Genomic DNA, 21,153 nt, shown 5'->3' with positions numbered 1-21,153 from the left:
GACCGGCACGGCCGTCGTCGGCCGAAAAGCCTCGCCGCGATCCCGCTACCGCCGCACCCTCGGCATCCCCAGCCCGATCCACGTGATGATCTCCCGCTGGATCTCGTTGTTGCCGCCGCCGAACGTGAAGATGACGGCGGAGCGGTAGCCGCGTTCCAGTTCGCCGTGGAGGACGGCCCCGGCCGAGCCCTCCTGGAGGGCGCCGGGCGCGGCGACGATCTCCAGGAGCCAGGCGTAGGCGTCGCGGCGGGCCTCGGAGCCGTAGACCTTGACTGCGGAGGCGTCCTGCGGGGTGAGGGTGTTGTTCTGGACGGCCTGCACCATCTGCCAGTTGAGGAGTTTCAGGGCGTCGAGCTTCACGTGGGTCTGGGCGAGGCGGCGGCGCACCCAGGGCAGGTCGACGACGCGGCGGCCGTCGGCGAGCTTGGTCTCGCCCGCCCAGCGCTGGACGTCCTGGAGGGCGCGGATCGCCATGGTGCCGTGGGCGGCGAGGGTGACGCGTTCGTGGTTGAGCTGGTTGGTGATCAGGCGCCAGCCCTCGTTCTCGGCGCCGACGCGGTTGGCGACGGGGACACGGACGTCCTCGTAGTAGCTGGCCGTCGTGTCGTGGGAGGCGAGGGTGCGGATGACCGTGCAGGAGTAGCCGGGGTCCGTGGTCGGGACGAGGAGCATCGTGATGCCCTTGTGGGGCGGGGCGTCGGGGTCGGTGCGGGTGGCGAGCCAGATCCAGTCGGCGGTGTCGCCGTTCGTCGTCCAGATCTTCTGGCCGTTGACGACGTACTCGTCGCCCTCGCGCACCGCCTTCGTCTTGAGGGCGGCGAGGTCGGTGCCCGCGCCGGGTTCGCTGTAGCCGATCGCGAAGTCGATCTCGCCGGACAGGACACGCGGCAGGAAGTACGCCTTCTGCTCGTCGGTGCCGTAGCGCATGAGGGTCGGACCGACGGTGTTGAGGGCCATCAGCGGCAGGGGGACGCCCGCCTGGGCGGCCTCGTCGAAGAACACGAACTGCTCGACGGGGGTCAGGCCCCGGCCGCCGTACTCCTTCGGCCAGCCGACGCCGAGCCAGCCGTCCGCGCCGAGGCGGCGGATCGTCTGCCGGTAGAAGCGTTTCGCGCCGACCGGGTCGGCGTGCCGGGAGTAGGCGTTGTCCGGCACCAACTCCGCGAAGTACTCCCGCAGTTCCGCGCGCAGTCGCTGCTGTTCGGGGGTCTGGTCGAGGTGCACGGCGCCTCCTGGTGGCCCATGGCCGGTGTCCTGACGGCGCACACGGTAGAACGTGTTCCAGAAATTGGGAATGCAGAATGGTGCGCACGGCTGCCGAGGACGGTGGCCGGTGAACCGTACGGACAAGAGGTACGCCGCGTGACCCACCGTCTCCACCTCCTCGCCCCCGCGCTCTCCGCCTCCCTGCGCGAGGCGCGCTTCGACGACGGGTGTTCGCTGGACGCCGCCGGGGTGCGGGCGGCGCGGGACGCGGCGGACGGCGTGCCTGTGGCCGTGCGGGTGTGGTGCTCGCCGAGCGTGCGGTGCCGGGAGACGGCCGCCGAGCTGGGGCTCACGGCGGTGGACGTCCCGGAGTGGGCCGGGCTGGACGCCGGGCGGTGGCGCGGGCTGACGCTGGAGGAGGTGGGGGCCCGGGAGCCGGAGGCGCTCGCCGGGTGGCTGTCCGATCCGGGGGCGGCGCCGCACGGCGGGGAGTCGGTGCGGGGGTTCTGCGACCGGGTCGCGGGGTGGCTGACGTCCGGTGCGGAGCTGTCGGGACGGACGGTCGCCGTGGTGGAGCCCGAGGTGGTGCGGGCCGTCGTCGTCCGGCTGCTGGGGGCGCCGGACGAGGCGTTCTGGCGGGTGGACGTGCCGCCGCTGTCGGGGGTGGAGGCCAGCGGGCGGGGCGGGCGGTGGAACGTGCGGCTGGGCGGGGGCCCACTGTGAACACGCCCCGCCCTCGACACGCCCCCGCCCTCGACTCACCCCTACCCTCGACACGCCCCCGCCCGAGGCCCCCTCAGCTGATCTCGCGCTTGAGGATCTTCCCCGTCGACGTCATCGGCAGCGCCTCCGTGAACTCCACGACGCGCGGGTACTTGTACGCGGCGAGCCGTTCCTTCGCCCAGTCGACGAGTTCCGCCTCGGTGACCGGCACGCCCGCCTTGCGGACGACGACGGCCTTGATCTCCTCGCCGTGCGAGGGGTGCGGGACGCCGATGACCGCCACCAGGGACACCGCCGGATGCTCCATGAGCAGTTCCTCGATCTCCCGGGGGTACACGTTGAACCCGCCCCGGATGATCATGTCCTTGGCGCGGTCGACGATGTAGTAGTACCCGTCGGCGTCCCGCCGCCCGAGGTCACCGGTCCGGAACCAGCCGTCCTGGAGGACCTCGGCGGTCGCGTCGGGCCGCTTGTAGTAGCCCTTCATGATGTTGTGCCCCTTGATGGCGATCTCCCCGATCGCGCCCTCCTCGTCGACCGGCGAGACCCCGTCCCCCTCGACGAGCCGCAGTTCGACGCCCGGCACGGGCAGCCCGATGGACCCGACGCGCGGCTCCTGCCCGAGCACGGAGAACGACGCGACGGGGGACGTCTCGGAGAGCCCGTACCCCTCCAGGATGGTCACCCCGAACCGCTCCCGGAACGCCCGGTGCACCTCGTGCGGCAGCGCGGACCCACCGGACACGGCGACCCGCAGATTCCGGGCGAGGGTCTCGACGTCCACGGAGTCGTCGAGGGCGCCGAGCAGCGCCCAGTACATCGTGGGGACGCCCCCGAAGAACGTGATCCCCTCGGAGAGCATCAGCCTGAGCGCGGCGGCCGGTTCGAAGCGGGGCAGCATCACGATCGTCCCGCCGTAGGCGAGCGCCCCGTTCTGGATGACGGTCTGCCCGAAGGAGTGGAACAGCGGCAGGACGCACAGGAACGTGTCCGGCCGTTCGACGGACGCCCCGAACAGCACCTCGTCGATCAGGACGTTGTCCCGCATGTTGCGGTGCCGCAGCTCGGCGCCCTTGGGACGGCCGGTCGTACCGGAGGTGTAGAGGATGACGGCGGTGTCGTCCTCGTCCGTCGCCACGGTCCCGAAGACCGGCGGCCGGCCCGCCCAGGGCAGCTCGCGCGCCGGGTCGACGACGAACAGCTCGACGCCGCCGGCCTGTTCGACGGCCTCGCGGGCGTAGGCCCCGATGGGGAGTTCGGGTGTCCCCTCGAACGCGATGAGCACCTTCGCGTCGGAGTCCTGGAGGTGGTAGGCCACCTCGCGCGGCTTCAGCAGCACGTTCAGCGGGACGACCGTCGCGCCCGCCTTGAGGATGCCGTAGTAGGCGAACGTGAAGTACGGCAGGTTCGGCATCGACAGCGCGACCTTGTCGCCGGGCCGCACCCCCGCCGCGACCAGCAGGTTCGCGACCTGCCCGGCCGCCGCGTCGACCTGCGCGTACGACAGCCGCGACTCGCCGAACACGATCGCGGTGCGCTCCGGATGACGGGCGGCCGAATCCTCCAGGAACCCGGCGAGGTTGTACATGGTCATGCCCGGACGCTAGTGGCGTCCGGCGTGCCGCCGCAAGGATCTTGCGTCAAAGAGTTGTGCAGGTCAGAGGCTTGCCGCGTGGTCGGGGACATAGTTCTGGAGATCGCGCGGCGGGCGCACGTACCCCGTGGACGGTGGGCGTTCGGGCAACTCCAGGACCGGCAGCGGGACTTCGTGGTAGGGCACCGAGTCCAGCAGGTGCGCGATCATGTTGAGCCGCGCCCGCTTCTTGTCGTCGCTCTCGACGACCATCCAGGGCGCCTCGGCGATGTCGGTGTGCACGAGCATCTCGTCCTTGGCACGCGAGTACGCCTCCCAGCGGGTGATCGACTCCAGGTCCATCGGGGAGAGCTTCCAGCGGCGCACCGGGTCGTCGAGGCGGGCCCGGAAGCGGTCCTGCTGTTCGCCGTCGCTCACCGAGAACCAGTACTTCCGCAGCATGATCCCGTCCTCGACGAGCATCCGCTCGAAGATCGGGCACTGCCGCAGGAACCGCTGGTACTCCTCCTTCGTGCAGAAGCCCATCACGTGCTCGACACCGGCCCGGTTGTACCAGGACCGGTCGAGCAGGACGATCTCCCCGGCCGCCGGGAGATGTTCGACGTACCGCTGGAAGTACCACTGGCCGCGCTCGCGCTCGGTGGGCTTCGGCAGGGCGACGACCCGGGCGACGCGGGGGTTGAGATGTTCGGTGACCCGCTTGATCGTGCCGCCCTTCCCGGCCGCGTCCCGCCCCTCGAAGACGACGACCAGCCGGGCGCCCTCGGCCCGCACCCACTCCTGGAGCTTCACCAACTCCGTCTGCAACCGCAGCAGTTCGTTGTCGTACGTCTTCCGCTTGAGGGCCCCCGTCGCCTTCTTGCCGGCCATGCCCCGCCTCTTTCCGTCGCCGTACAGGTGAACGCCCGAAGTCTAAGGAGGGACGTCGCGCACGGCGTACGCTGGCACCCATATGGACGTCCGCCTCGCCGTCGCCGCCCGCCTCACCGGCACCCCCGCACGGCAGGTCCGCCCCCTTTCGGGCACGGTCGCCGAGGCGGACCTCACCGACGGCCGCACGGTGATCGTCAAACACACGGGCACCCCCGAGGCGGCCCGCGCCGAGGCCGCCGGACTGCGCTGGCTGGGGACGGCGGGCACCGTACGGGTACCGGCGGTGCACGGGTACGACGGTGAGTGGCTCGTCACCGATCACGTGCCGTCGGGTCGCCCGACCCCCTCGGCCGCCGTCGCCCTGGGCCGTGAACTCGCCGCGCTGCACGCCCGAGGCGCCCCCGCGTACGGCGCGCCCCCGCCGGGCGGGCCGGTGGAGGCGTACATCGGAGCGGCGCCGATGCGGAACGTGCCCGGGGACGAATGGGCCGGCTGGTACGCCGAGCACCGGGTGCTGCCGTATCTGCGGACGGCCGTCGATCGGGGGGTGATGTCCGCCGCCGAGGGGGCGGTGGTGGAGCGCGCGTGTGCGCGGCTCCCGGGGGTCGCGGGGCCGGTGGAGCCCGTGGCCCGGCTGCACGGCGACCTCTGGAACGGGAACGTGCTGTGGGGTGCCGACGGCCGGGCGTGGCTGATCGATCCCGCGGCGCACGGGGGCCATCGGGAGAGCGACCTGGCGATGCTGCGGCTCTTCGGGTGTCCGTTCCTGGAGCGGGTGATCGCCGGGTACGAGGAGGTCGCGCCGTTGGCCGAGGGGTGGCGGGAGCGGGTGGGGGCGCATCAGCTGTTTCCGCTGATGGTGCATGTGGTGCTGTTCGGCGGGGGGTATGCGGGGCGGGCGGTGGAGGCGGCGCGAAGCGTCTCCTGACGTTCAGTGCGCGCCCAGTCCTCCGCCCCCGAACGACCCGCTGGACCCCGGCGACCACCTGCGCCGGACCTTCGAGTCGCTGTGCCGGGTCTGCATGTTGGTGAGTTCGTACGGGGTGAGGGCGTGGCCGCCCTTCGGGACCTTCGGGACCTCCTCGGGCTCACGGTTCTCCAGGATCTCGTGCACCGCGCCCTCGGGCGGGAGGTGCGGCTGCTCGTCGGGGCGCGGGCACGGCGGCTCGCGCATCTTGATTCGGTTGCCCAGCCAGAACGCCCCGATCAGCATGGCCACGAGCGCCACGCCGACCGCGAACATTCCCAGGCTGAGCAGGCCGCTCGGCGCGGCCAGCACAACGGATGCGGTACTCATATCAGCCGAATACCCCACCAAGAGGACACGAACCCTGCGGGGCGCACCGAGTCCGGCGCCGCGACAACAGCGCGGCTACCGCCGGTGAACGCCCCGTCCCGCAGAGCACCCAACCCCCGTCCACCCCGTGAAGTACGGTCTGTCCGTGACCACACCACGCAAGCCCCGGGGCCCCTACCGCAAGGGCCTTGAGCGGCGGGAACAGATCCTGCGGGCCGCTCTGGAGGTGTTCGGCGACCACGGCGAGCGCGGCGCGTCCCTGAAGGAGATCGCGGACCGGGTGGGGATGTCACAGGCGGGCGTCCTGCACTACTTCGGCTCCCGCGAGGAGCTGCTCGTGGCCGTCCTGGAGGAGCGGGACGCGCGGGGCGGCCGGGCCACCGCCCACGTCACCTCCCCCGGCGAGGCCCTCGCGACGACGGCCGCCCGGAACACCGGGGAGCGCGGCCTGGTCGACCTGTTCGTGACGCTCTCCGCCGCCGCCTCCGACCCCGCGCACCCGGCGCACGCGTTCTTCACCCGCCGGTACGACGAGCTGACCGACTCCCTCGCGACCGGCCTGCGCGAGGGACAGCGGCACGGCCGGACCCGCGACGACGTACGCCCCGACCAGCTCGCCCGCATGCTGATCGCCCTCTCGGACGGGCTCCAGTTGCAGTGGCTGCTCAACCCGGGCGTGGACATGGCGGACACGATCGAGGCGTTCAACCGGATGTGCCTCGCTGACGGCGAAGGCACCGACCGGGACCCCGGCACCGATCCCGACCCCGACGCCGGACCCGATCCCGACGCCCCCGCTAAAACCTAGCGTCCTTCGCTTTTTACGCCTAGAGTCGGCCTCACCCGCGCCCCCGCCACGTGAGGACCCGCAGCATGGACCGCACCGCCCTGGACCTGGACACCAAGACCTCCCTCCTCTCCGGCCACGACATGTGGACCACCGTGCCCGCCGACCCGGCCGGCATCCCCGCGCTCCTCCTCTGCGACGGTCCGCACGGCGTCCGCAAGCAGAACGGCGGCGCGACGGAGGTCTACGACAGCGAACCGGCGACCTGTTTCCCCCCTGCCGTGGCCCTCGCCTCCAGCTGGGACCCCGAGCTGATACACCGGGTCGGCGTGGCCCTCGGCCAGGAGTCGCGCGCGCTCGGCGTGGACGTCCTCCTCGGCCCCGGCGTCAACATCAAGCGCTCCCCGCTGTGCGGCCGCAACTTCGAGTACTTCTCGGAGGACCCGCTGCTCAGCGGTGTCCTCGGCGCCGCGCACGTAAACGGTGTGCAGAGCCAGGGCGTGGGCGCGTCGGTGAAGCACTTCGCGGCCAACAACCAGGAGACGGACCGCATGCGGGTCAGTGCGGACATCGACGAGCGCACCCTCCGCGAGATCTACCTCCCCGCGTTCGAGCGGATCGTCCGGGAGGCCCGCCCCGCGACGGTGATGGCCGCCTACAACAAGGTCAACGGCGTGCACGCCACCCAGAACCACCACCTCCTGGCGGAGATCCTGCGCGAGGAGTGGGGGTACGACGGTCTGGTGGTCTCGGACTGGGGTGCCGTCGCCGACCGGGTCGCCGCGCTGGTCGCGGGCACGGACCTGGAGATGCCGGGTACGGGCGGCCGTTCGGACGCGGAGGTCGCGGCGGCGGTCCGGGAGGGCCGGCTCGACGAGTCCGTCGTGGACACCGCCGTCGGCCGCCTGCGCGACCTCGCCCGCAGGGTGCGCGCCGAGTCGGGTCCCGTCGAGATCGACCACGACGCCCAGCACCGGCTGGCCCGCGAGACCGCCGCCGACTGCCTCGTCCTCCTCAAGAACGACCACGGCACCCTCCCCCTGGCCCCGGCCGCCCGCATCGCGGTCCTCGGCGACTTCGCCCGCCGGCTGCGCTACCAGGGCGGCGGCAGCTCCCACGTCAACGCCACCCGCGTCGACAGCCCGCTCGACGAACTCCGCGCCGAACTCCCCGACGCCCGGGTCGACTTCGCCGACTCCCCCGCGGACGCCGCCGATGCGGACGTCGCCGTCGTCTTCGCCGGTCTGCGCGAGGAGGACGAGTCCGAGGGCTTCGACCGCGACCACATCCAGCTCCCCGCGGACCAGGTGGAGTTGATCCGCGCGGTCGCGAACTGCGCCCCGCGCACGGTCGTCGTCCTGCTCAACGGCGGTGTGGTGAGCCTTGAGGACTGGTACGACGACGTCGACGCGGTCGTCGAGGCGTGGCTGCCCGGCCAGGCGGGCGGGGGCGCGGTCGCGGACGTCCTCAGCGGGCGCGTGAACCCGTCGGGGCGGCTCGCGGAGACGATCCCGTTCCGCCTCCAGGACACCCCCGCGTACCTCAACTTCCCCGGCGGGCAGGGGCAGGTGCGCTACGGCGAGGGCGTGATGGTCGGCTACCGGTACTACGAGAGCGCCGAGGTCGCCGTCCGCCACCCCTTCGGGCACGGCCTGAGCTACACGACGTTCGAGCAGTCGGACCTGCGGGTGACGGCGACCGGCCGGGACACTGCGACCGTGTCGGTGACCGTCACCAACACCGGGGAGCGTTTCGGCAAGCACGTCGTCCAAGTGTACGTCGCCCCGGCGGCCCGCCCGGTGCGCAGTCCCGTCCGTGAGCTGCGGGCGTTCACGAAGGTCGCGCTGGCGCCCGGTGACCGGACGACCGTCGAACTCGTGCTGGACCGGCGGGCGTTCGCGTTCTGGGACATCGAGCGCGGGGACTGGACGGTGACGCCGGGCCGGTACGAGGTGCAGCTCGGCGCGGACGCGCACACCGTCCTCGCGGCGGCGGCCCTGGAGCTGGACGGGGACACGTACTCGCGTCCGCTGACCCTGGACTCGTCGGTGGAGGAGTGGTTCGGGCACGCGGTCGCGGGTCCGGCGCTGCGCAAGGCGCTGGACGGCGGGGGGATGCTCGGGGACGACGTGATGCGGATGATCGGGTCGATGCCGCTCAGGCAGTTCCAGGGGTTCCTGCCGGAGCCGATCCCGCAGGACCTGCTGGCCGGGCTGATGGCGGCGTGACGAACCTAGCGTTTGCTTGGTGAGGCTCGCTATGGTGACGGGATGGCCCTCCAGCTGGACATGTCGGGCAAGGTCGTCCTGGTCACCGGCGGCACGCGCGGGGTCGGCGCGGGTATCGCGGAGATGTTCCTGAAGGCGGGCGCGCACGTCGAGGTGTGCGCCCGCACCGAGCCCCCCGAACTCCCGGCCCACTTCAGCCGGTTGGACGTCCGGGACCCGGATCAGGTCGAGCGCTGGATCGCCGACGTGTCCAGGCGTCACGGCCGGGTCGACGTCGCCGTCAACAACGCGGGCGGTGCCCCGTACGCCGCTTTCGCGGACGCCTCCCCCGGCTTCCACCGCAAGGTCACCGACCTCAACTTCCTCGCGCCCGTCTACGTGTGCCGTGCGGTGTTCCCGGTGATGGCGGACGGCGGGGTCGTCCTGAACGTCACCTCGATCAGCGCCCGCCGGGTGAGTCCGGGGACGGCCGTGTACGGGGCGGCGAAGGCGGCCCTGGAGAGCCTGACGGCCTCGCTCGCCGTGGAGTGGGCGCCCAGGGTACGGGTGAACGCGGTGAGCTGCGGGCTGGTGGAGACGCCGGGGTCGATGGACCACTACGGCGATCCGGCGCAGGTCGCCCGGGTCGCGGCGACGATCCCGCGCGGGGTGTTCGCGCGGCCCGAGGACGTCGGCGGGGCCTGTGTGCTGCTGGCGTCGCCGCTGGCCGCGCACGTCACGGGCGCGGTGCTGAACGTGGACGGGGGCGGCGAGTGGCCCGCGTTCCTGCGGCACACGCCGAACGCCTGACGAGGCATGATCGCTATGCTGGGCCCCGCACCGGGCCAGGCTGGAAGGAACGACGACATGGCGGTACGACGCCCCGTCCGCACGGCGGCCGACAACGGCTCCCCGAAGGCGGGTTCGGACCGCCGGGCCGAACTCCTGGCGATCGCCGCCTCGTTGTTCGCGGCCCGAGGCTACCGGCAGACCACGGTCCGGGACATCGCCGACGAGGCGGGCATCCTCTCGGGCAGTCTGTACCACCACTTCGCGTCGAAGGAGGAGATGCTCGACGAGATCCTCCGGGACTTCCTCGGCCGTCTCCTGGAGCGTTTCACCGCGATCGAGAAGGCGGAGCCGGACCCGCGCCGGGTCCTGGACCAGCTCGTCCAGCATTCCTTCGCCGTCATACACGAGACGCCGGAGGCGGTCGCCCTCTACCAGAACGAGTCCGGGGCCCTGACCGGCCGGCCCCGGTTCGCGTACGTCGAGCAGTGGGGCCGCAGGATCGAGAGGATCTGGCTGCGCGCCCTCACCGCCGGCCAGCAGTCGGGCGCGTTCCGCGCGGACGTCGACGCCCGTCTGACCTACCGGTTCATCCGCGACACGGTGTGGTGCTCGGTCCGCTGGTACCGCCCGCGCGGCCGGTTCCGCCACGAGGCGGTCTCCGAGCAGTACCTGCGGATTCTGTACGGCGGTCTGGTCACGGAGTGACGGGGACCTCCCGGTTGCGAAGTCCCCGGGGGTCGATCTCCTCGCGGATCAGGCGCAGTTCGGCCTCGTCGGGGAGCCGGGTCCCGGTGACGCCGGTCGCGTCGAGCGGGAAGCCGGTGCGGGCGCGGACGTCGTCGACGGTGACGCCGGGGTGCACGGAGCGGATGCGCAGGCGGCCGTCGGTGCCGTAGTCCAGGACGGCGAGATCGGTGACGACGACGCCGAGGTGGTGGAACGGCAGGCCGGCGGCCCGGTCGTTGCCGACGCCGCAGACGAGGTCGACGTTCTCGACGAACACCTTCGGGGAGTGCCGGGCGACCCAGTAGTCGACGCGGTGGTTGGCGGTATTGCCGGGCGCGCCGCGCACGCCGATCAACTGCCGTGCGGGTTTACGCCAGTTGCCGACGAGGGAGATGTTCTGGTTGCCGTACCGGTCGAGCTGGCTCGCGCCCATCATGCTCTGCCGGCGTCCGCTCTCCAGGAGTTCGAAGATCCGCCCGAAGGGCACCCAGCCCTCGACGGTTCCCCCGTCGGCGGCGGTGCCTCCGAGCGGTGGCGGTTCGCTCATGTAGTACGCCTCGCCGTCGGAGAGGACCAGTTCGGGGCTGGTGGTGCGGCGGGCCAGCCGGGCGCCGATCATCGGGACGAGGCCGACGGCGTGGGCGAGCACCTCGCCGGCGCCCTGCCAGGTGTCGGCGCAGGCGGCGGCGCACACCTCGGCACGCGTGATCATCGCCCCTCCTCGGGATGGACGTCGGTGTGGAAGTCGGTGACGGCCTGCTGGTAGGCCCGTTCGTCGCCGTCCAGGAACCGTTTGCGGAACAGTTCCCAGGCGCCGGGGTCCTTCGCGGAGGCCGCGTAGTGGGCCTGGAACGCCTCGTCGCGCGGATGGTCGGGCACGCAGGAGGTGAAGTGGGCGCCGCGCGGGGTCTCGATCACTCCGGTCACGAAGATCCGGCTGATCAGCAGGGTCTGGGCGGGGCCTTCGGCGAGGAGGTCGGGGACGACGCGTTCGGCGCTGACGTAGCAGCGGTCGGCGGCGCGGGCGAAGAGGTCGTCGAAGTAGGGGTCGGGGCCGAGGTACTGGGCGTTCCCGGCGGGGTCGGCGCGGTTCATGTGGAGGAGGGCGACGTCCAGCGGGAGGGCCTTCATCGCGACGTACTCCTCGCCCGTATAAGGCGATGCGACGGTTCGGAGGTCAGGGTTCATGGTGAGGACGTCCGAGCCGAGTCCGGCGCGGGTCGGCAGGAACGACAGGCGGCTCGCCGCCGCCCGCAGCCCGGTGACGACCATGCCCTCGTCGTACTCGGCGGTCTCGATCTCGCCGCGTTCGCGGGCGGCGCGGAAGTGGGGGTCGAGGGCGATGGAGTCCAGCGAGACGAATCCGTAGACCAGCTTGCGGACCTTTCCGGCCGCGCAGAGCAGTCCGGCGTCCGGGCCGCCGAAGGTGACGACGGTGAGGTCGTGGGCGTCGCCGCGCAGGATCTCCCGGACGAGCGCCATGGGTTTGCGGCGGGAGCCCCAGCCGCCGATCCCGATGGTCATGCCGGATTCGACGACTCCGGCGAACTCCTCCAACGGCACTGTCTTGTCAGCCATGTTGACCCTCTCGGGGTTCGGCGCCGACCGTGTCCTTACCAAACAAATGCTTGGTGGGTTACGGTAGGTCACCGTTCCGGCTCCGGACAAGCAGGGGGGCTCATGGACCTTCCCGAGATGGACCCCGCCTACGTACCCGGTCATGGGCTGCTCGCGGGAAGGACGGTCGTCGTCACGGCCGCCGCCGGGGCCGGGATCGGGTCGGCGGTCGTCCGGCGCAGCCTCGAAGAGGGCGCGCGGGCCGTGGTGTTCGGGGACGTCCACGAGCGGCGGCTCGCCGAGGCGCACGAGGCGCTGGAGAAGGAGTTCGGGGCGGACCGGGTGGCGACGGCCGTGTGTGACGTGACGGTCGAGGAGCAGGTCGAGGAACTCCTCGATGTGGCGGGGGCGTTCGGCGGGGTCGACGTGATGGTGAACAACGCGGGGCTCGGGGGGACGCGTTCGCTGCTGGAGATGACGGACGTCGAGTGGGGCCGGGTGCTGGACGTGACGCTGACCGGGACGTTCCGGTGCGTGCGGGCGGCCGGGCGGCGGATGGTGCGGGACGGCAAGCGGGGCGTGATCGTCAACAACGCGTCGGTGGTGGGGTGGCGGGCGCAGGAGGGGCAGGCGCACTACGCCGCCGCCAAGGCCGGGGTGATGGCGCTGACGCGGTGCGCGGCGCTGGATCTCGCGGAGCACGGCATCCGGGTCAACGCGGTGTCGCCGAGCCTCGCGCTGCATCCGTTCCTGGAGAAGGTCACGAGCCCCGAACTGCTGGACCAGCTGACGGGCCGGGAGGCGTTCGGGCGGGCGGCGCAGCCCTGGGAGGTGGCCAACGTGGTGGTGTTCCTCGCGAGCGGCTACGCCTCCTACATGACGGGTGAGGTCGTCTCCGTGAGCAGTCAACACGCCTGAGAGGAGGGTCTGTCGTGTCTTCTGCGCTGCGTACGGCGTTGTGCGAGCTGGTCGGGGTGCGGTATCCGGTCGTGCAGACCGGGATGGGGTATGTCAGCGGGCCGGAGCTGACGGCGGCCACGGCGGCGGCCGGGGGGCTCGGGATTCTGGCGGGGGCGACGCTGTCGCCGGTGGAGCTGCGGGACGCGATCCGGGCGGTGCGGGAGCGGACGGACGCGCCGTTCGGGGTGAATCTGCGGGGGGACGCACCGGATGTGGTGGAGCGCGGGGAGCTGCTGGTGCGGGAGGGGGTGCGGGTCGCGTCGTTCGCGCTGGCGCCCCGGGAGCGGGTGGTACGGCGGCTCAAGGACGCGGGGCTGATCGTCGTGCCGTCGGTGGGGGCGCGGCGGCACGCGGAGAAGGTGGCGGCGTGGGGGGTGGACGCCGTCGTCGTGCAGGGCGCCGAGGGGGGTGGGCACACGGGGGCCGTGCCGACGTCGATCCTGGTGCCGCAGGTCGTGGACGCGGTGGATCTGCCGGTGATCGCGGCGGGCGGGTTCCGGGACGGGCGGGGGCTGGTGGCGGCGCTCGCGCAGGGGGCCGCGGGGATCGCGATGGGCACCCGGTTCCTGCTGACCAGCGACAGCACGGTGCCGGACGCGGTGAAGGCGGAGTATCTGCGGCGGGGGGTGGACGGGACGGTCGTGACGCGGGTCCTGGACGGGGTGCCGCAGCGGGTCCTGCGGACGGAGCTGGTCGAGCGGCTGCTGCGGGAACGGGCGCCCGCGCGGGCCTGGCGGTCGGTGCGCGCCGCGTCGGCCTTCCACCGGGCCTCGGACATTCCGTGGCCGGACATGGTCCGGGAGGGGCTCGCGATGCGGCGCGGCCAGGGGCTGGGGTGGTCGCAGGTGCTGATGGCGGCGAACACGCCGATGATGCTGCGCGCGTCGATGGTCGAGGGCCGCACCGACCTCGGGACGCTCGCCTCCGGGCAGGTCGCCGGGGTCATCGACGACCTGCCCAGCTGCAAGGAGCTGATCGAACGCGTCGTCGCCGAGGCCGAGGCCGTCCTCGCCCGGCTCGCGGGCTGAAGGGACGTCCATGGGTGCCGAGTTCATCACGACGACCGTCGACGGGCGGGGTGTCGCGGAGGTCGTCGTCGACCGTCCGCCGGTCAACGCCCTTCCCGTGGCGGGCTGGTACGCCCTCGCGGAGACCCTGACCGGTCTCGGCCGCGATCCCGCCGTGCGGGTCGTCGTCCTGCGCGCGGAGGGGCGCGGCTTCAACGCCGGTGTGGACATCAAGGAGTTGCGGGCCGAGGGCGCGATCGTCGAGGTGAACCGCGCCTGCTTCGCCGCCTTCGCCGCCGTGTACGACTGTGCCGTGCCGGTCGTGGTGGCGGTGCACGGGTTCTGTCTGGGCGGCGGGGTCGGGCTGGCCGGCAACGCGGACATCGTGCTCGCCTCGGACGACGCGTACTTCGGGCTGCCCGAGGTGGACCGGGGCGCGCTGGGCGCGGGCACCCATCTCTCGCGGCTCGTGCCGGCGCACCGGGCGCGGGCCATGATGTACACGTGCGCGACGGCTTCGGCCGCCGAACTGCACGGCTACGGGTCGGTGTTGGACGTCGTCCCCGAACCGTCGTTGCGTGGGCGGGCGTTGGAGGTGGCCGGCGAGATCGCCGGGAAGCATCCGGCGGTGATCCGGGCGGCGAAGGAGGCGTTCAACGGTATCGATCTGTGGGACGTGAAGCGGAGTTACCGCTACGAGCAGGGTTTCACGTTCGAGGTGAATCTGTCGGGTGTGGCCCGGCAGGAGCGGTTCGGGATCGGTGACTGATGGATCTGACCTGGAGTGCGGAGGAGGAGGCGTTCCGCCGGGAGGCGCGGGGGTGGCTGGCCGCGCATGTGCCGTCCGAGCCGCTGCCGTCCGGGGACACGCGGGAGGGGTTCGCCGCTCATCTCGGCTGGGAGCGTGAGCTGTTCGCGGCCCGCTGGTCGGCGGTGTCGTGGCCCGAGGAGTACGGCGGGCGCGGGGCGTCGCTGTGGGAGTGGCTGATCTTCGAGGAGGAGTACTACAGGGCGGGGGCCCCGGCGCGGGTCACCCAGAACGGCGTCTTCCTGCTGGCCCCGACGCTCTTCCGGTACGGCACCGCCGAGCAGCGCTCCCGGTTCCTGCCCCGGATGGCGGCGGCCGAGGACCTGTGGGCGCAGGGCTGGTCGGAGCCGGAGGCGGGCAGCGACCTGGCGTCGATCCGCAGCCGTGCGGTACGCGCACCGGGCGGCTGGCGGCTGACCGGGCACAAGACGTGGACGACGCGCGGCGCGTTCTGCACGCACCTCTTCGGTCTCTTCCGTACCGACCCCGAGGCCGCCCGCCACCGTGGCCTCACCTACTTCCTGCTCCCCCTCGACGCGCCCGGCGTGACCGTCCGGGGCTTCCCACGCCTCGACGGGGACGAGGGGTTCGCGGAGGTGTTCCTCGACGACGTGTTCGTCCCGGACGCGGACGTGCTCGGCGAGGTCGGCCAGGGCTGGACGGTCGCGATGGCCACCACGGGCTCCGAGCGGGGCCTGACGCTCCGCTCCCCCGGACGTTTCCTCCACACCGCCGACCGGCTGGTCGACCTGGCCCGGTCGAGGGGACCCGGCGCGCACGAGGACGCGGTGGTGCGGGCGTGGATCGACGCGCAGGCGTACCAGTGGTTCACCCTGGAGCAGGTCACGGCGATCGCCGACGGCCGCGAGGTCGGCGCCGAGGCCAGCCTCAACAAGCTGTTCTGGTCGGAGCTGGACGTCCGGCTCCACGAGACGGCCGCCGAACTCCTGGGCCCGGAGGCCGAGTTGGCGGGGCCGTGGAGCAAGGGTTTCCTGTTCTCGCTGGCCGGGCCGATCTACGCCGGCACCAACGAGATCCAGCGCACCATCGTCGCCGAGCGGCTGCTCGGGCTGCCCAGGAGGTGACCGGGTGCGATTCTCCGTGGCCGAGGTGGACGCGGCGCTCGCCGAGGCGGCGCTCGGGGTGCTGGACAAGCGGCGGGACAACGTCTGGCGAGCACTCGCCGAGGTGGGTGTCCTGGGCGCGCTGGTGCCGGCCGAGGCGGGCCTCGACGAGAACTGTCTGCCGCCGCTGATGGAGGTCCTGGGCCACAGTGGCGTGCCGGTGCCCGCCGCCGAGACCATCGCGGCCGGAGCGCCGTTGCTGGCGGAACTGCCGGTGTCCGCGGCGGTGTTGGACGGTTCGGCGCTGCTGACGGTCTCGCTCGCGGAGGGGGCGCCGGTTCCCTTCGCGGCTCGCGCGGACCTCGTCGTCGTCCGCACCGGTCATCGGTTGCGGCTCTTCCCCCGCGAGGAGTTGGGGATCGAGCCGCTCGACTCGGTCGATCCTTCGCGGGAGTTGGCACGGGTGAGGGTGCCGTCCCGGGGCGGGGTGCTGCTGGCCGACGGGGTGGCGGAGGTCGATGCGGTGTGGCGGCGGGGGGTGCTGGCGACGGCCGGACTGCTGGTCGGCCTCGCGGGGCGGATGCTGGAGCTGACCGTGGCCTATGTGCGGGAGCGGGAGCAGTTCGGGGTGCCGGTCGGCTCGTTCCAGGCCGTCAAGCACGCGCTGGCGGACGCGGCGGTCGCCGTGCGGTTCGCGCGGGCGTCGGTGTTCGCCGCGGGGTGGGCGCAGGCCGCCGGGCAGGCCGACGCGGACGTCCGGACGTCGGCGGCGAAGGCCCTCGCCTCGGAGGCGGCCCGCGAGGTCGCCCGCACGGCGATCCAGTCCCATGGCGCGATGGGGTACACGACGGAGTACGAGTTGCACCGGTACGCCAAGCGGGCTTGGGCGTTGGCGGCGGACTGGGGTGGTCCGGCGGAGCATCGGGCCCTGATCGCACGGCGGTTGGGGCTCTCCGGGAACCGAGGAGGCAGGGCGTGATCTGTCAGGACCGGGTGGTCGTCGTCACCGGCGCGGGCCAGGGCCTCGGGCGCGCGCACGCGCTCGCGCTGGCCGCCGAGGGGGCCGCCGTCGTCGTCAACGATCTCGGCGAGGCGGCGAAGACCGTCGTCGACGAGATCACCGCGAGCGGCGGTACGGCGGTCGCGGATCTCGGGGACGTCAGCGACTGGGGGTACGCGGAGGCGTTGGTGCGGCGGGCCGTCGAGGAGTTCGGGGTGCTGCACGCGCTCGTGAACAACGCGGGCGTGAACCGGGACCGGATGCTGGTGTCGATGACGGAGGCGGACTGGGACCTGGTCGTCAAGGTCGACCTCAAGGGGCACGCGGCGCCGCTGCGGCACGCCGCCGCGTACTGGCGCGAGTGCGCCAAGGAGGGTCGTCCGGTGGCCGCGCGGATCGTCAACACCAGTTCCGGGGCCGGACTTTCGGGGAGTGTCGGGCAGGGCAACTACGGTGCCGCGAAGGCCGGGATCGCCGCGCTGACCGTCATCGCCGCCGCCGAACTCGCCCGGTACGGGGTGACGGTGAACGCGATCGCGCCGTCCGCGCGGACGCCCATGACGGAGGCGGTCGAGGCGTTCGCCGAGCGGATGCGGGCGCCGGAGAGCGGGTTCGACGCGATGCATCCCGGGAACGTGTCCCCGCTGGTGGTGTGGCTGGCGTCGGCCGGGTCGGGGGCGGTGAGCGGGCGGGTGTTCGAGGTCGAGGGCGGGACAATCGGCGTGGCGGACGGGTGGCGGCACGGGCCTCGGGCGGAGCGGGACCGCCGGTGGGAGGTGGGAGAAGTGGGGGCGGCCGTCGGGGAGTTGCTGGCCAAGGCGCCCGAACCGGCCGCCGTGTACGGGACGTTCTAGCCGCCGCGCACGGAAGCCGCCGACGGCCCGGTCTCTAGCCGACCCGGTCCACCAGCCCCCACTCCAGTGCTCCCCCGGCGTCCAACTCCCTTCCGGACAGCACGAGATACAGCGTCCGGTGCCGTCCGATCCGACGCGGCACGCTCACCGTCCCGCCCGCGCCGGGGATCAGCCCCATCCCCAGTTCCGGGAGCCGTATCCGGGTGTCCGGCGCCGCCACCACCCGCCCGGCGAAGGCGGGGAGTTCGATCCCGGCGCCGATGCAGTGCCCGTGAATCCGGGCCGTGAGCCGCTCCCGTACGGCGTGCAGCCGGCGCGCCGCCCCCGCGCTCGTCCGGACCAGATGAGCCATGGCCGGATCACCGGCGGTCCCGAACTCGTCCAGATCGCCCCCGGAACTGAACCCGGGTCCGTTCGCGTCGAGTACCACCTCCCGGATGCTCCCGTCCCGAACGGCCAGTTCCACGGCGGCAGTCAGCGCGTCCCGCATCCGCGCACTGTGGGCGTTCCGGCGAGCGGGATGATTCAGCGTGATCCGCAGCCGGTCCCCCACCCGGTCCACCAGCACGGGTTCCTCGGCCGACACCACCGCCCGCACCGCCCTGCCCGCCCGCCACTCCCGGAACCCGGCCCCTCCCAACAGCGTGGAGTACGCCAGGGACTCCGCCTCCAGAGCCTGCCCCACCGGCAGCTGCATGCGCAGGAGTTGACGGAGGATCAGCGCGGCCTGCGCCTGCCCTTCGGCCCGCTCCCGCAGCAACTCCACCTCGGCAAGGGGATCTTCGACCACGACAACCCCTGGGTGCGGGGTCTTCGCGCCTACGACGGTCAGATCCAGCACGTCCCACAGCTCGGCGCGCGTCCCGCACCCGACCAGCAGCCGTTCGCTCTCCCGCGCCCGGCGTCCGGCCTCCCGCACCTCGGCCGGGGTCGCCGGCCGGTCCAGGTCCACGGCGAGGAGGGGCCGCCGCGGGCGTCCGTCCTCGTCGAGGAGGTCCGTGTCGGCGGCGCCCGCCGCGAGGTCGGCAACAGAAATCACGGTGTTCACTGTGGTCGCCGGGGCGGCGCCCGGTCTAGCATCCGGACATGATCGACCGGTCCGACGTGCGCCACTGGGCACGCAGCGGGGTGCCCCTGCTCACCGGTCACGCCGAGGGGCCGCCGCTGCTCCCGCCCGGCGGCGCAGCGACCTTCGCGTCCCGGCTCACCGATCACATCGCGGCTGCGGGCGGAGCCCGGCTGGACGGCGCCGCACTGCTCTCCGAACGGGCCGCGCTGCACGGCCGTGGGCGGCGCGGACGCCGTTCGGTGGGCGGCAGTTGCCGGCTGCTGCCCACGCGGGACGGCTGGGCGGCGGTGTCCGTGGCCCGCCCGGACGACCCGCTCCTGTGGGGCGCGCTGATCGGGAACGCCTTCGGCGAAAGGGAGTTGGCGTCCTGGCTGGCCGCCCACTCCGGCGCCGAACTCGACGCACGCGTCGAACTCCTCGGCCTCGCGGGCGGATCGGTGACACCCCGCCCCGACCGGCTCTGCCCGCTGCCGGGGCGTCCCCGCTCGGCGGACGGTCTCCTGGTCGTCGACTTCAGCGCCCTGTGGGCCGGTCCGCTCTGCGCGCACCTGCTGGGGTCGGCCGGCGCCCGCGTCGTCAAGGTCGAGACCCCGTCCCGCCCGGACGGCGCCCGGTTCGGCGAGGGCGCCTTCTACGACCTCCTCCACGCCGGGCACGAGTCCGTCGTCCTCGACCCCGGCATCCCTCAAGGGCGTTCGGCGCTGCGGGAGTTGGTGGCGCGCGCCGACGTGGTGATCGAGGCGTCCCGGCCGCGCGCCCTGGCCGGGTTCGGGCTGGACGCGGCGGCCGAGGTGGCTCGGGGGTGCGTGTGGGTGTCGATCACGGCGTACGGGCGGGCGTCCGGGCGGGTGGGGTTCGGGGACGACGTGGCGGCGGGACGGGGGCTGGTGGCGGTCGACGGGGAGGGGTTGCCGGTGTTCGTGGGGGACGCGATCGCCGATCCGCTGACGGGGATGCTGGCGGCGGCGCTGGTGCTGTCGGAGTCGGCGGGGGGTGTGCTGTGGGATGTGGCGATGGGGGACGTGGTGTCGGCGTGCCTCGCGGTGCCGGGTGGGGAGGGGCGGGTGGTGCGGGCGCCGGACGGCGAGGGGTGGGCGGTGGACGGCGGCTGCGGCGTGTTTCCGCTGTCCTCTCCCCGACCGCGCCCGCATCGGCCGACCGCCGCCGCCCCGGCCAGTGGCGCCGATACCGCGCGCGTGCTGGGCGAGTTGGGGATCGGTGTGCCGTGACGGGGGTGCTCGTCCGGGGTGCCGAGGTCGACGGGCGACTGTGTGACGTTCGGGTCCGGGGCGGGATCGTCGTCGGGCTCGGTGCCCGGCTGGCGCGGGAGTCCGGTGAGGAGGTGGTGGAGGCGCGAGGCGGGGCGCTGTTGCCGGGGTTGACCGATCACCATCTCCATCTGTTCGCGTCGGCGGCGGCCTTCGCGTCGGTGGAGTGCGGGGGGCGGGGTGTGGAGGCGCTGCGGTCGGCGGTGCCTGACCGGTGGGGGTGGATCAGGGGGGTGGGGTACGACGGTGATCTCGACGGGGCGGCGCTGGACGCGCTGCGCGGGGAGGTACCGGTGCGGGTGCAGCATCGCAGTGGGGCGCTGTGGGTGCTCAACTCCCGTGCGGGTGAGGCGGTCGGGCTCGCCGGTGCCGATCATCCGGGGGTCGAGCGGGACGCGGAGGGGCGGCCGACGGGGCGGCTGTGGCGGGCGGACGGCTGGTTGCGGGAGCGGCTGCCCCGGGAGGCTCCGCCGTCGCTGGCGGAGGTGGGGCGGCGGCTGGCGCGGTACGGGATCACGGGGGTCACCGACGCGACGCCGCGTCTGTCGGCGGACACGGTCGCGGCGCTGGCCGAGGAGAGGGCGAGCGGGCGGCTCCCTCAGCGGCTGCTGATGCTCGGGGCGCCCTTGGGAACGGGGGCCGCTGGAACACACACCCCTTCGGCGGCCCGGACGCTCCAGACACACCCCCTCCAAGCCCACGCCCCCTGGAAGATCGTCCTACCCGACTCCGCCCTCCCCGCCCTCCCCGACCTCGTCGCCGAGATCACCGAGGCTCACCTCCGTGCCCGCCCGGTCGCCGTCCACACCGTCACCGACGTCTCCCTCGCCCTCCTCCTCGCCGCCCTCCAGCAGGCCGGCCCCCTCCCTGGTGACCGTCTCGAACACGCGGCGCTGGTCCCCGAGAGCGCCCTCGGCGTCGTACGGGGTCTGGGGCTGAGCGTCGTCACGCAGCCGGGGTTTCTCGCGGACCGGGGGGACGTCTTTCTGGACGGGACGCCGGCCGGGCAGCACGGCTGTCTGTACCGGTGTGCCTCGTTCCTGGCGGCCGGGGTGGGGGTCGCGCTGTCGAGTGACGCGCCGTACGGGCCGTTGGACCCGTGGGCGGTGATGCGGGCGGCGGTGGAGCGGCGGGCGCCGGACGGGAGGGTGGTCGGGGCGGGTGAGCGGGTCTCGGGGGCGCGGGCGCTCGCGGGGTATCTGGCACGCTCCCCCGGCGCGGCCCCGGCGCGGGTGGTGCCGGGGGTTGCGGCCGATCTCGTGCTGCTCCGGGTGCCGTTGGCCGAGGCGCTGTCGGGGCTGTCCGCGGAGTTCGTGCGGCGTACCTTCATCGCGGGACAGTCATCGGATGTGTGGTGAAAG

21 protein-coding genes are annotated in these 21,153 nt (G+C 73.1%); 14 read left to right on the top strand and 7 right to left on the bottom strand.

The window, feature by feature from the left end:
* Positions 1–45: 45 nt before the first annotated feature.
* The gene (locus ABZX85_RS49195) at positions 46–1,224 is read right to left on the bottom strand and encodes an acyl-CoA dehydrogenase family protein (protein WP_355884938.1); all 1,179 of its coding nucleotides are present in this window, start codon (positions 1,222–1,224) and stop codon (positions 46–48) included.
* Between the two features lie 138 nt (positions 1,225–1,362).
* Here ABZX85_RS49195 and ABZX85_RS49190 point away from each other — a divergent pair, with 138 nt between their 5' ends.
* The gene (locus ABZX85_RS49190) at positions 1,363–1,929 is read left to right on the top strand and encodes a histidine phosphatase family protein (protein ID WP_355884937.1); all 567 of its coding nucleotides are present in this window, start codon (positions 1,363–1,365) and stop codon (positions 1,927–1,929) included.
* Between the two features lie 73 nt (positions 1,930–2,002).
* Here ABZX85_RS49190 and ABZX85_RS49185 read toward each other — a convergent pair whose 3' ends face one another.
* On the bottom strand, positions 2,003–3,517 hold the full coding sequence (locus ABZX85_RS49185) for a long-chain fatty acid--CoA ligase (RefSeq protein WP_355884946.1): 1,515 nt from the start codon (positions 3,515–3,517) through the stop codon (positions 2,003–2,005).
* Between the two features lie 69 nt (positions 3,518–3,586).
* A complete protein-coding gene (gene ppk2 / locus ABZX85_RS49180) occupies positions 3,587–4,393 on the bottom strand; it encodes a polyphosphate kinase 2 (RefSeq protein ID WP_355884936.1) in 807 nt (268 codons plus the stop codon).
* Positions 4,394–4,475: 82 nt separating this feature from the next.
* On the opposite strand from ppk2, the gene ABZX85_RS49175 reads away from it, so the two are divergent.
* Positions 4,476–5,324, top strand: a complete 849-nt coding sequence (locus ABZX85_RS49175; RefSeq protein WP_355884935.1) for a fructosamine kinase family protein — start codon at positions 4,476–4,478, stop codon at positions 5,322–5,324.
* A 3-nt stretch (positions 5,325–5,327) separates the two neighbouring features.
* Here ABZX85_RS49175 and ABZX85_RS49170 read toward each other — a convergent pair whose 3' ends face one another.
* A complete protein-coding gene (locus ABZX85_RS49170; protein WP_355884934.1) occupies positions 5,328–5,693 on the bottom strand; it encodes a DUF6479 family protein in 366 nt (121 codons plus the stop codon).
* A 145-nt stretch (positions 5,694–5,838) separates the two neighbouring features.
* On the opposite strand from ABZX85_RS49170, the gene ABZX85_RS49165 reads away from it, so the two are divergent.
* The 4 genes from ABZX85_RS49165 (at position 5,839) to ABZX85_RS49150 (ending at position 10,184) form a co-directional block, all read left to right on the top strand.
* Positions 5,839–6,501 carry a TetR/AcrR family transcriptional regulator gene (locus tag ABZX85_RS49165; RefSeq protein ID WP_355884933.1) on the top strand — a complete coding sequence of 221 codons (663 nt, stop codon included), beginning with the start codon at positions 5,839–5,841 and terminating at the stop codon, positions 6,499–6,501.
* A 65-nt stretch (positions 6,502–6,566) separates the two neighbouring features.
* The gene (locus ABZX85_RS49160) at positions 6,567–8,708 is read left to right on the top strand and encodes a glycoside hydrolase family 3 C-terminal domain-containing protein (RefSeq protein WP_355884932.1); all 2,142 of its coding nucleotides are present in this window, start codon (positions 6,567–6,569) and stop codon (positions 8,706–8,708) included.
* Positions 8,709–8,750: 42 nt separating this feature from the next.
* Positions 8,751–9,497 carry an SDR family oxidoreductase gene (locus ABZX85_RS49155; protein ID WP_355884931.1) on the top strand — a complete coding sequence of 249 codons (747 nt, stop codon included), beginning with the start codon at positions 8,751–8,753 and terminating at the stop codon, positions 9,495–9,497.
* Between the two features lie 57 nt (positions 9,498–9,554).
* Positions 9,555–10,184: a TetR/AcrR family transcriptional regulator gene (locus ABZX85_RS49150; protein WP_355884930.1), complete on the top strand. Its 630-nt coding sequence runs from the start codon at positions 9,555–9,557 to the stop codon at positions 10,182–10,184.
* Here ABZX85_RS49150 and ABZX85_RS49145 read toward each other — a convergent pair.
* Positions 10,174–10,917: a CoA-transferase gene (locus tag ABZX85_RS49145; RefSeq protein ID WP_355884929.1), complete on the bottom strand. Its 744-nt coding sequence runs from the start codon at positions 10,915–10,917 to the stop codon at positions 10,174–10,176. The genes ABZX85_RS49150 and ABZX85_RS49145 overlap by 11 nt on opposite strands.
* Entirely contained in the window at positions 10,914–11,783 is an 870-nt protein-coding gene (locus ABZX85_RS49140) for a CoA-transferase (RefSeq protein WP_355884928.1), read from the bottom strand. Before ABZX85_RS49140 ends, ABZX85_RS49145 begins: the two co-directional genes overlap by 4 nt.
* A gap of 102 nt (positions 11,784–11,885) precedes the next feature.
* Between ABZX85_RS49140 and ABZX85_RS49135 the strand changes: the two genes are divergently transcribed.
* From ABZX85_RS49135 to ABZX85_RS49110, 6 genes are read left to right on the top strand one after another with little or no spacing between them, the layout of a single operon-like run.
* Positions 11,886–12,680: an SDR family oxidoreductase gene (locus tag ABZX85_RS49135; RefSeq protein ID WP_355884927.1), complete on the top strand. Its 795-nt coding sequence runs from the start codon at positions 11,886–11,888 to the stop codon at positions 12,678–12,680.
* 26 nt (positions 12,681–12,706) lie between these two features.
* Positions 12,707–13,750, top strand: coding sequence for a nitronate monooxygenase (locus tag ABZX85_RS49130; protein ID WP_355884945.1), 1,044 nt, complete (start codon positions 12,707–12,709; stop codon positions 13,748–13,750).
* A 10-nt stretch (positions 13,751–13,760) separates the two neighbouring features.
* A complete protein-coding gene (locus ABZX85_RS49125) occupies positions 13,761–14,498 on the top strand; it encodes an enoyl-CoA hydratase family protein (RefSeq protein WP_355884926.1) in 738 nt (245 codons plus the stop codon).
* Positions 14,498–15,622 carry an acyl-CoA dehydrogenase family protein gene (locus ABZX85_RS49120; RefSeq protein ID WP_355884925.1) on the top strand — a complete coding sequence of 375 codons (1,125 nt, stop codon included), beginning with the start codon at positions 14,498–14,500 and terminating at the stop codon, positions 15,620–15,622. The genes ABZX85_RS49125 and ABZX85_RS49120 overlap by 1 nt, the downstream gene beginning before the upstream one ends.
* A 4-nt stretch (positions 15,623–15,626) precedes the next feature.
* Complete coding sequence (locus tag ABZX85_RS49115; RefSeq protein ID WP_355884924.1) at positions 15,627–16,580, top strand: acyl-CoA dehydrogenase family protein; 954 nt, start codon at positions 15,627–15,629, stop codon at positions 16,578–16,580.
* On the top strand, positions 16,577–17,455 hold the full coding sequence (locus ABZX85_RS49110) for an SDR family oxidoreductase (RefSeq protein ID WP_355884923.1): 879 nt from the start codon (positions 16,577–16,579) through the stop codon (positions 17,453–17,455). The genes ABZX85_RS49115 and ABZX85_RS49110 overlap by 4 nt, the downstream gene beginning before the upstream one ends.
* A 34-nt stretch (positions 17,456–17,489) precedes the next feature.
* Here the strand turns inward: ABZX85_RS49110 and ABZX85_RS49105 are convergent, their stop codons facing one another.
* Positions 17,490–18,494, bottom strand: coding sequence for an enoyl-CoA hydratase/isomerase family protein (locus tag ABZX85_RS49105; protein ID WP_355884922.1), 1,005 nt, complete (start codon positions 18,492–18,494; stop codon positions 17,490–17,492).
* Between the two features lie 47 nt (positions 18,495–18,541).
* Here ABZX85_RS49105 and ABZX85_RS49100 point away from each other — a divergent pair, with 47 nt between their 5' ends.
* Positions 18,542–19,753, top strand: a complete 1,212-nt coding sequence (locus tag ABZX85_RS49100; protein ID WP_355884921.1) for a CoA transferase — start codon at positions 18,542–18,544, stop codon at positions 19,751–19,753.
* Entirely contained in the window at positions 19,750–21,150 is a 1,401-nt protein-coding gene (locus ABZX85_RS49095) for an amidohydrolase family protein (protein WP_355884920.1), read from the top strand. Before ABZX85_RS49100 ends, ABZX85_RS49095 begins: the two co-directional genes overlap by 4 nt.
* The last annotated feature ends 3 nt before the right edge of the window (positions 21,151–21,153 follow it).

This window comes from Streptomyces sp. NPDC004539, from assembly GCF_040610055.1.
Classification (GTDB): Bacteria; Actinomycetota; Actinomycetes; order Streptomycetales; family Streptomycetaceae; genus Streptomyces.
The sequence above is the reverse complement of the archived record's forward strand: the minus strand, read 5'-3'. Positions and strand labels throughout refer to the sequence as shown.

What these genes read in the sequence shown, in the direction of transcription:
- ABZX85_RS49135 (WP_355884927.1), top strand. Translation starts at nt 11,886, where the DNA reads ATGGACCTTCCCGAGATGGACCCCGCCTACGTACCCGGTCATGGGCTG.
- ABZX85_RS49170 (WP_355884934.1), bottom strand. Translation starts at nt 5,693, where the DNA reads ATGAGTACCGCATCCGTTGTGCTGGCCGCGCCGAGCGGCCTGCTCAGC.
- ABZX85_RS49145 (WP_355884929.1), bottom strand. Translation starts at nt 10,917, where the DNA reads ATGATCACGCGTGCCGAGGTGTGCGCCGCCGCCTGCGCCGACACCTGG.
- ABZX85_RS49125 (WP_355884926.1), top strand. Translation starts at nt 13,761, where the DNA reads ATGGGTGCCGAGTTCATCACGACGACCGTCGACGGGCGGGGTGTCGCG.
- ABZX85_RS49150 (WP_355884930.1), top strand. Translation starts at nt 9,555, where the DNA reads ATGGCGGTACGACGCCCCGTCCGCACGGCGGCCGACAACGGCTCCCCG.
- ABZX85_RS49120 (WP_355884925.1), top strand. Translation starts at nt 14,498, where the DNA reads ATGGATCTGACCTGGAGTGCGGAGGAGGAGGCGTTCCGCCGGGAGGCG.
- ABZX85_RS49160 (WP_355884932.1), top strand. Translation starts at nt 6,567, where the DNA reads ATGGACCGCACCGCCCTGGACCTGGACACCAAGACCTCCCTCCTCTCC.
- ABZX85_RS49140 (WP_355884928.1), bottom strand. Translation starts at nt 11,783, where the DNA reads ATGGCTGACAAGACAGTGCCGTTGGAGGAGTTCGCCGGAGTCGTCGAA.
- ABZX85_RS49155 (WP_355884931.1), top strand. Translation starts at nt 8,751, where the DNA reads ATGGCCCTCCAGCTGGACATGTCGGGCAAGGTCGTCCTGGTCACCGGC.
- ppk2 (WP_355884936.1), bottom strand. Translation starts at nt 4,393, where the DNA reads ATGGCCGGCAAGAAGGCGACGGGGGCCCTCAAGCGGAAGACGTACGAC.
- ABZX85_RS49100 (WP_355884921.1), top strand. Translation starts at nt 18,542, where the DNA reads ATGATCGACCGGTCCGACGTGCGCCACTGGGCACGCAGCGGGGTGCCC.
- ABZX85_RS49185 (WP_355884946.1), bottom strand. Translation starts at nt 3,517, where the DNA reads ATGTACAACCTCGCCGGGTTCCTGGAGGATTCGGCCGCCCGTCATCCG.
- ABZX85_RS49175 (WP_355884935.1), top strand. Translation starts at nt 4,476, where the DNA reads ATGGACGTCCGCCTCGCCGTCGCCGCCCGCCTCACCGGCACCCCCGCA.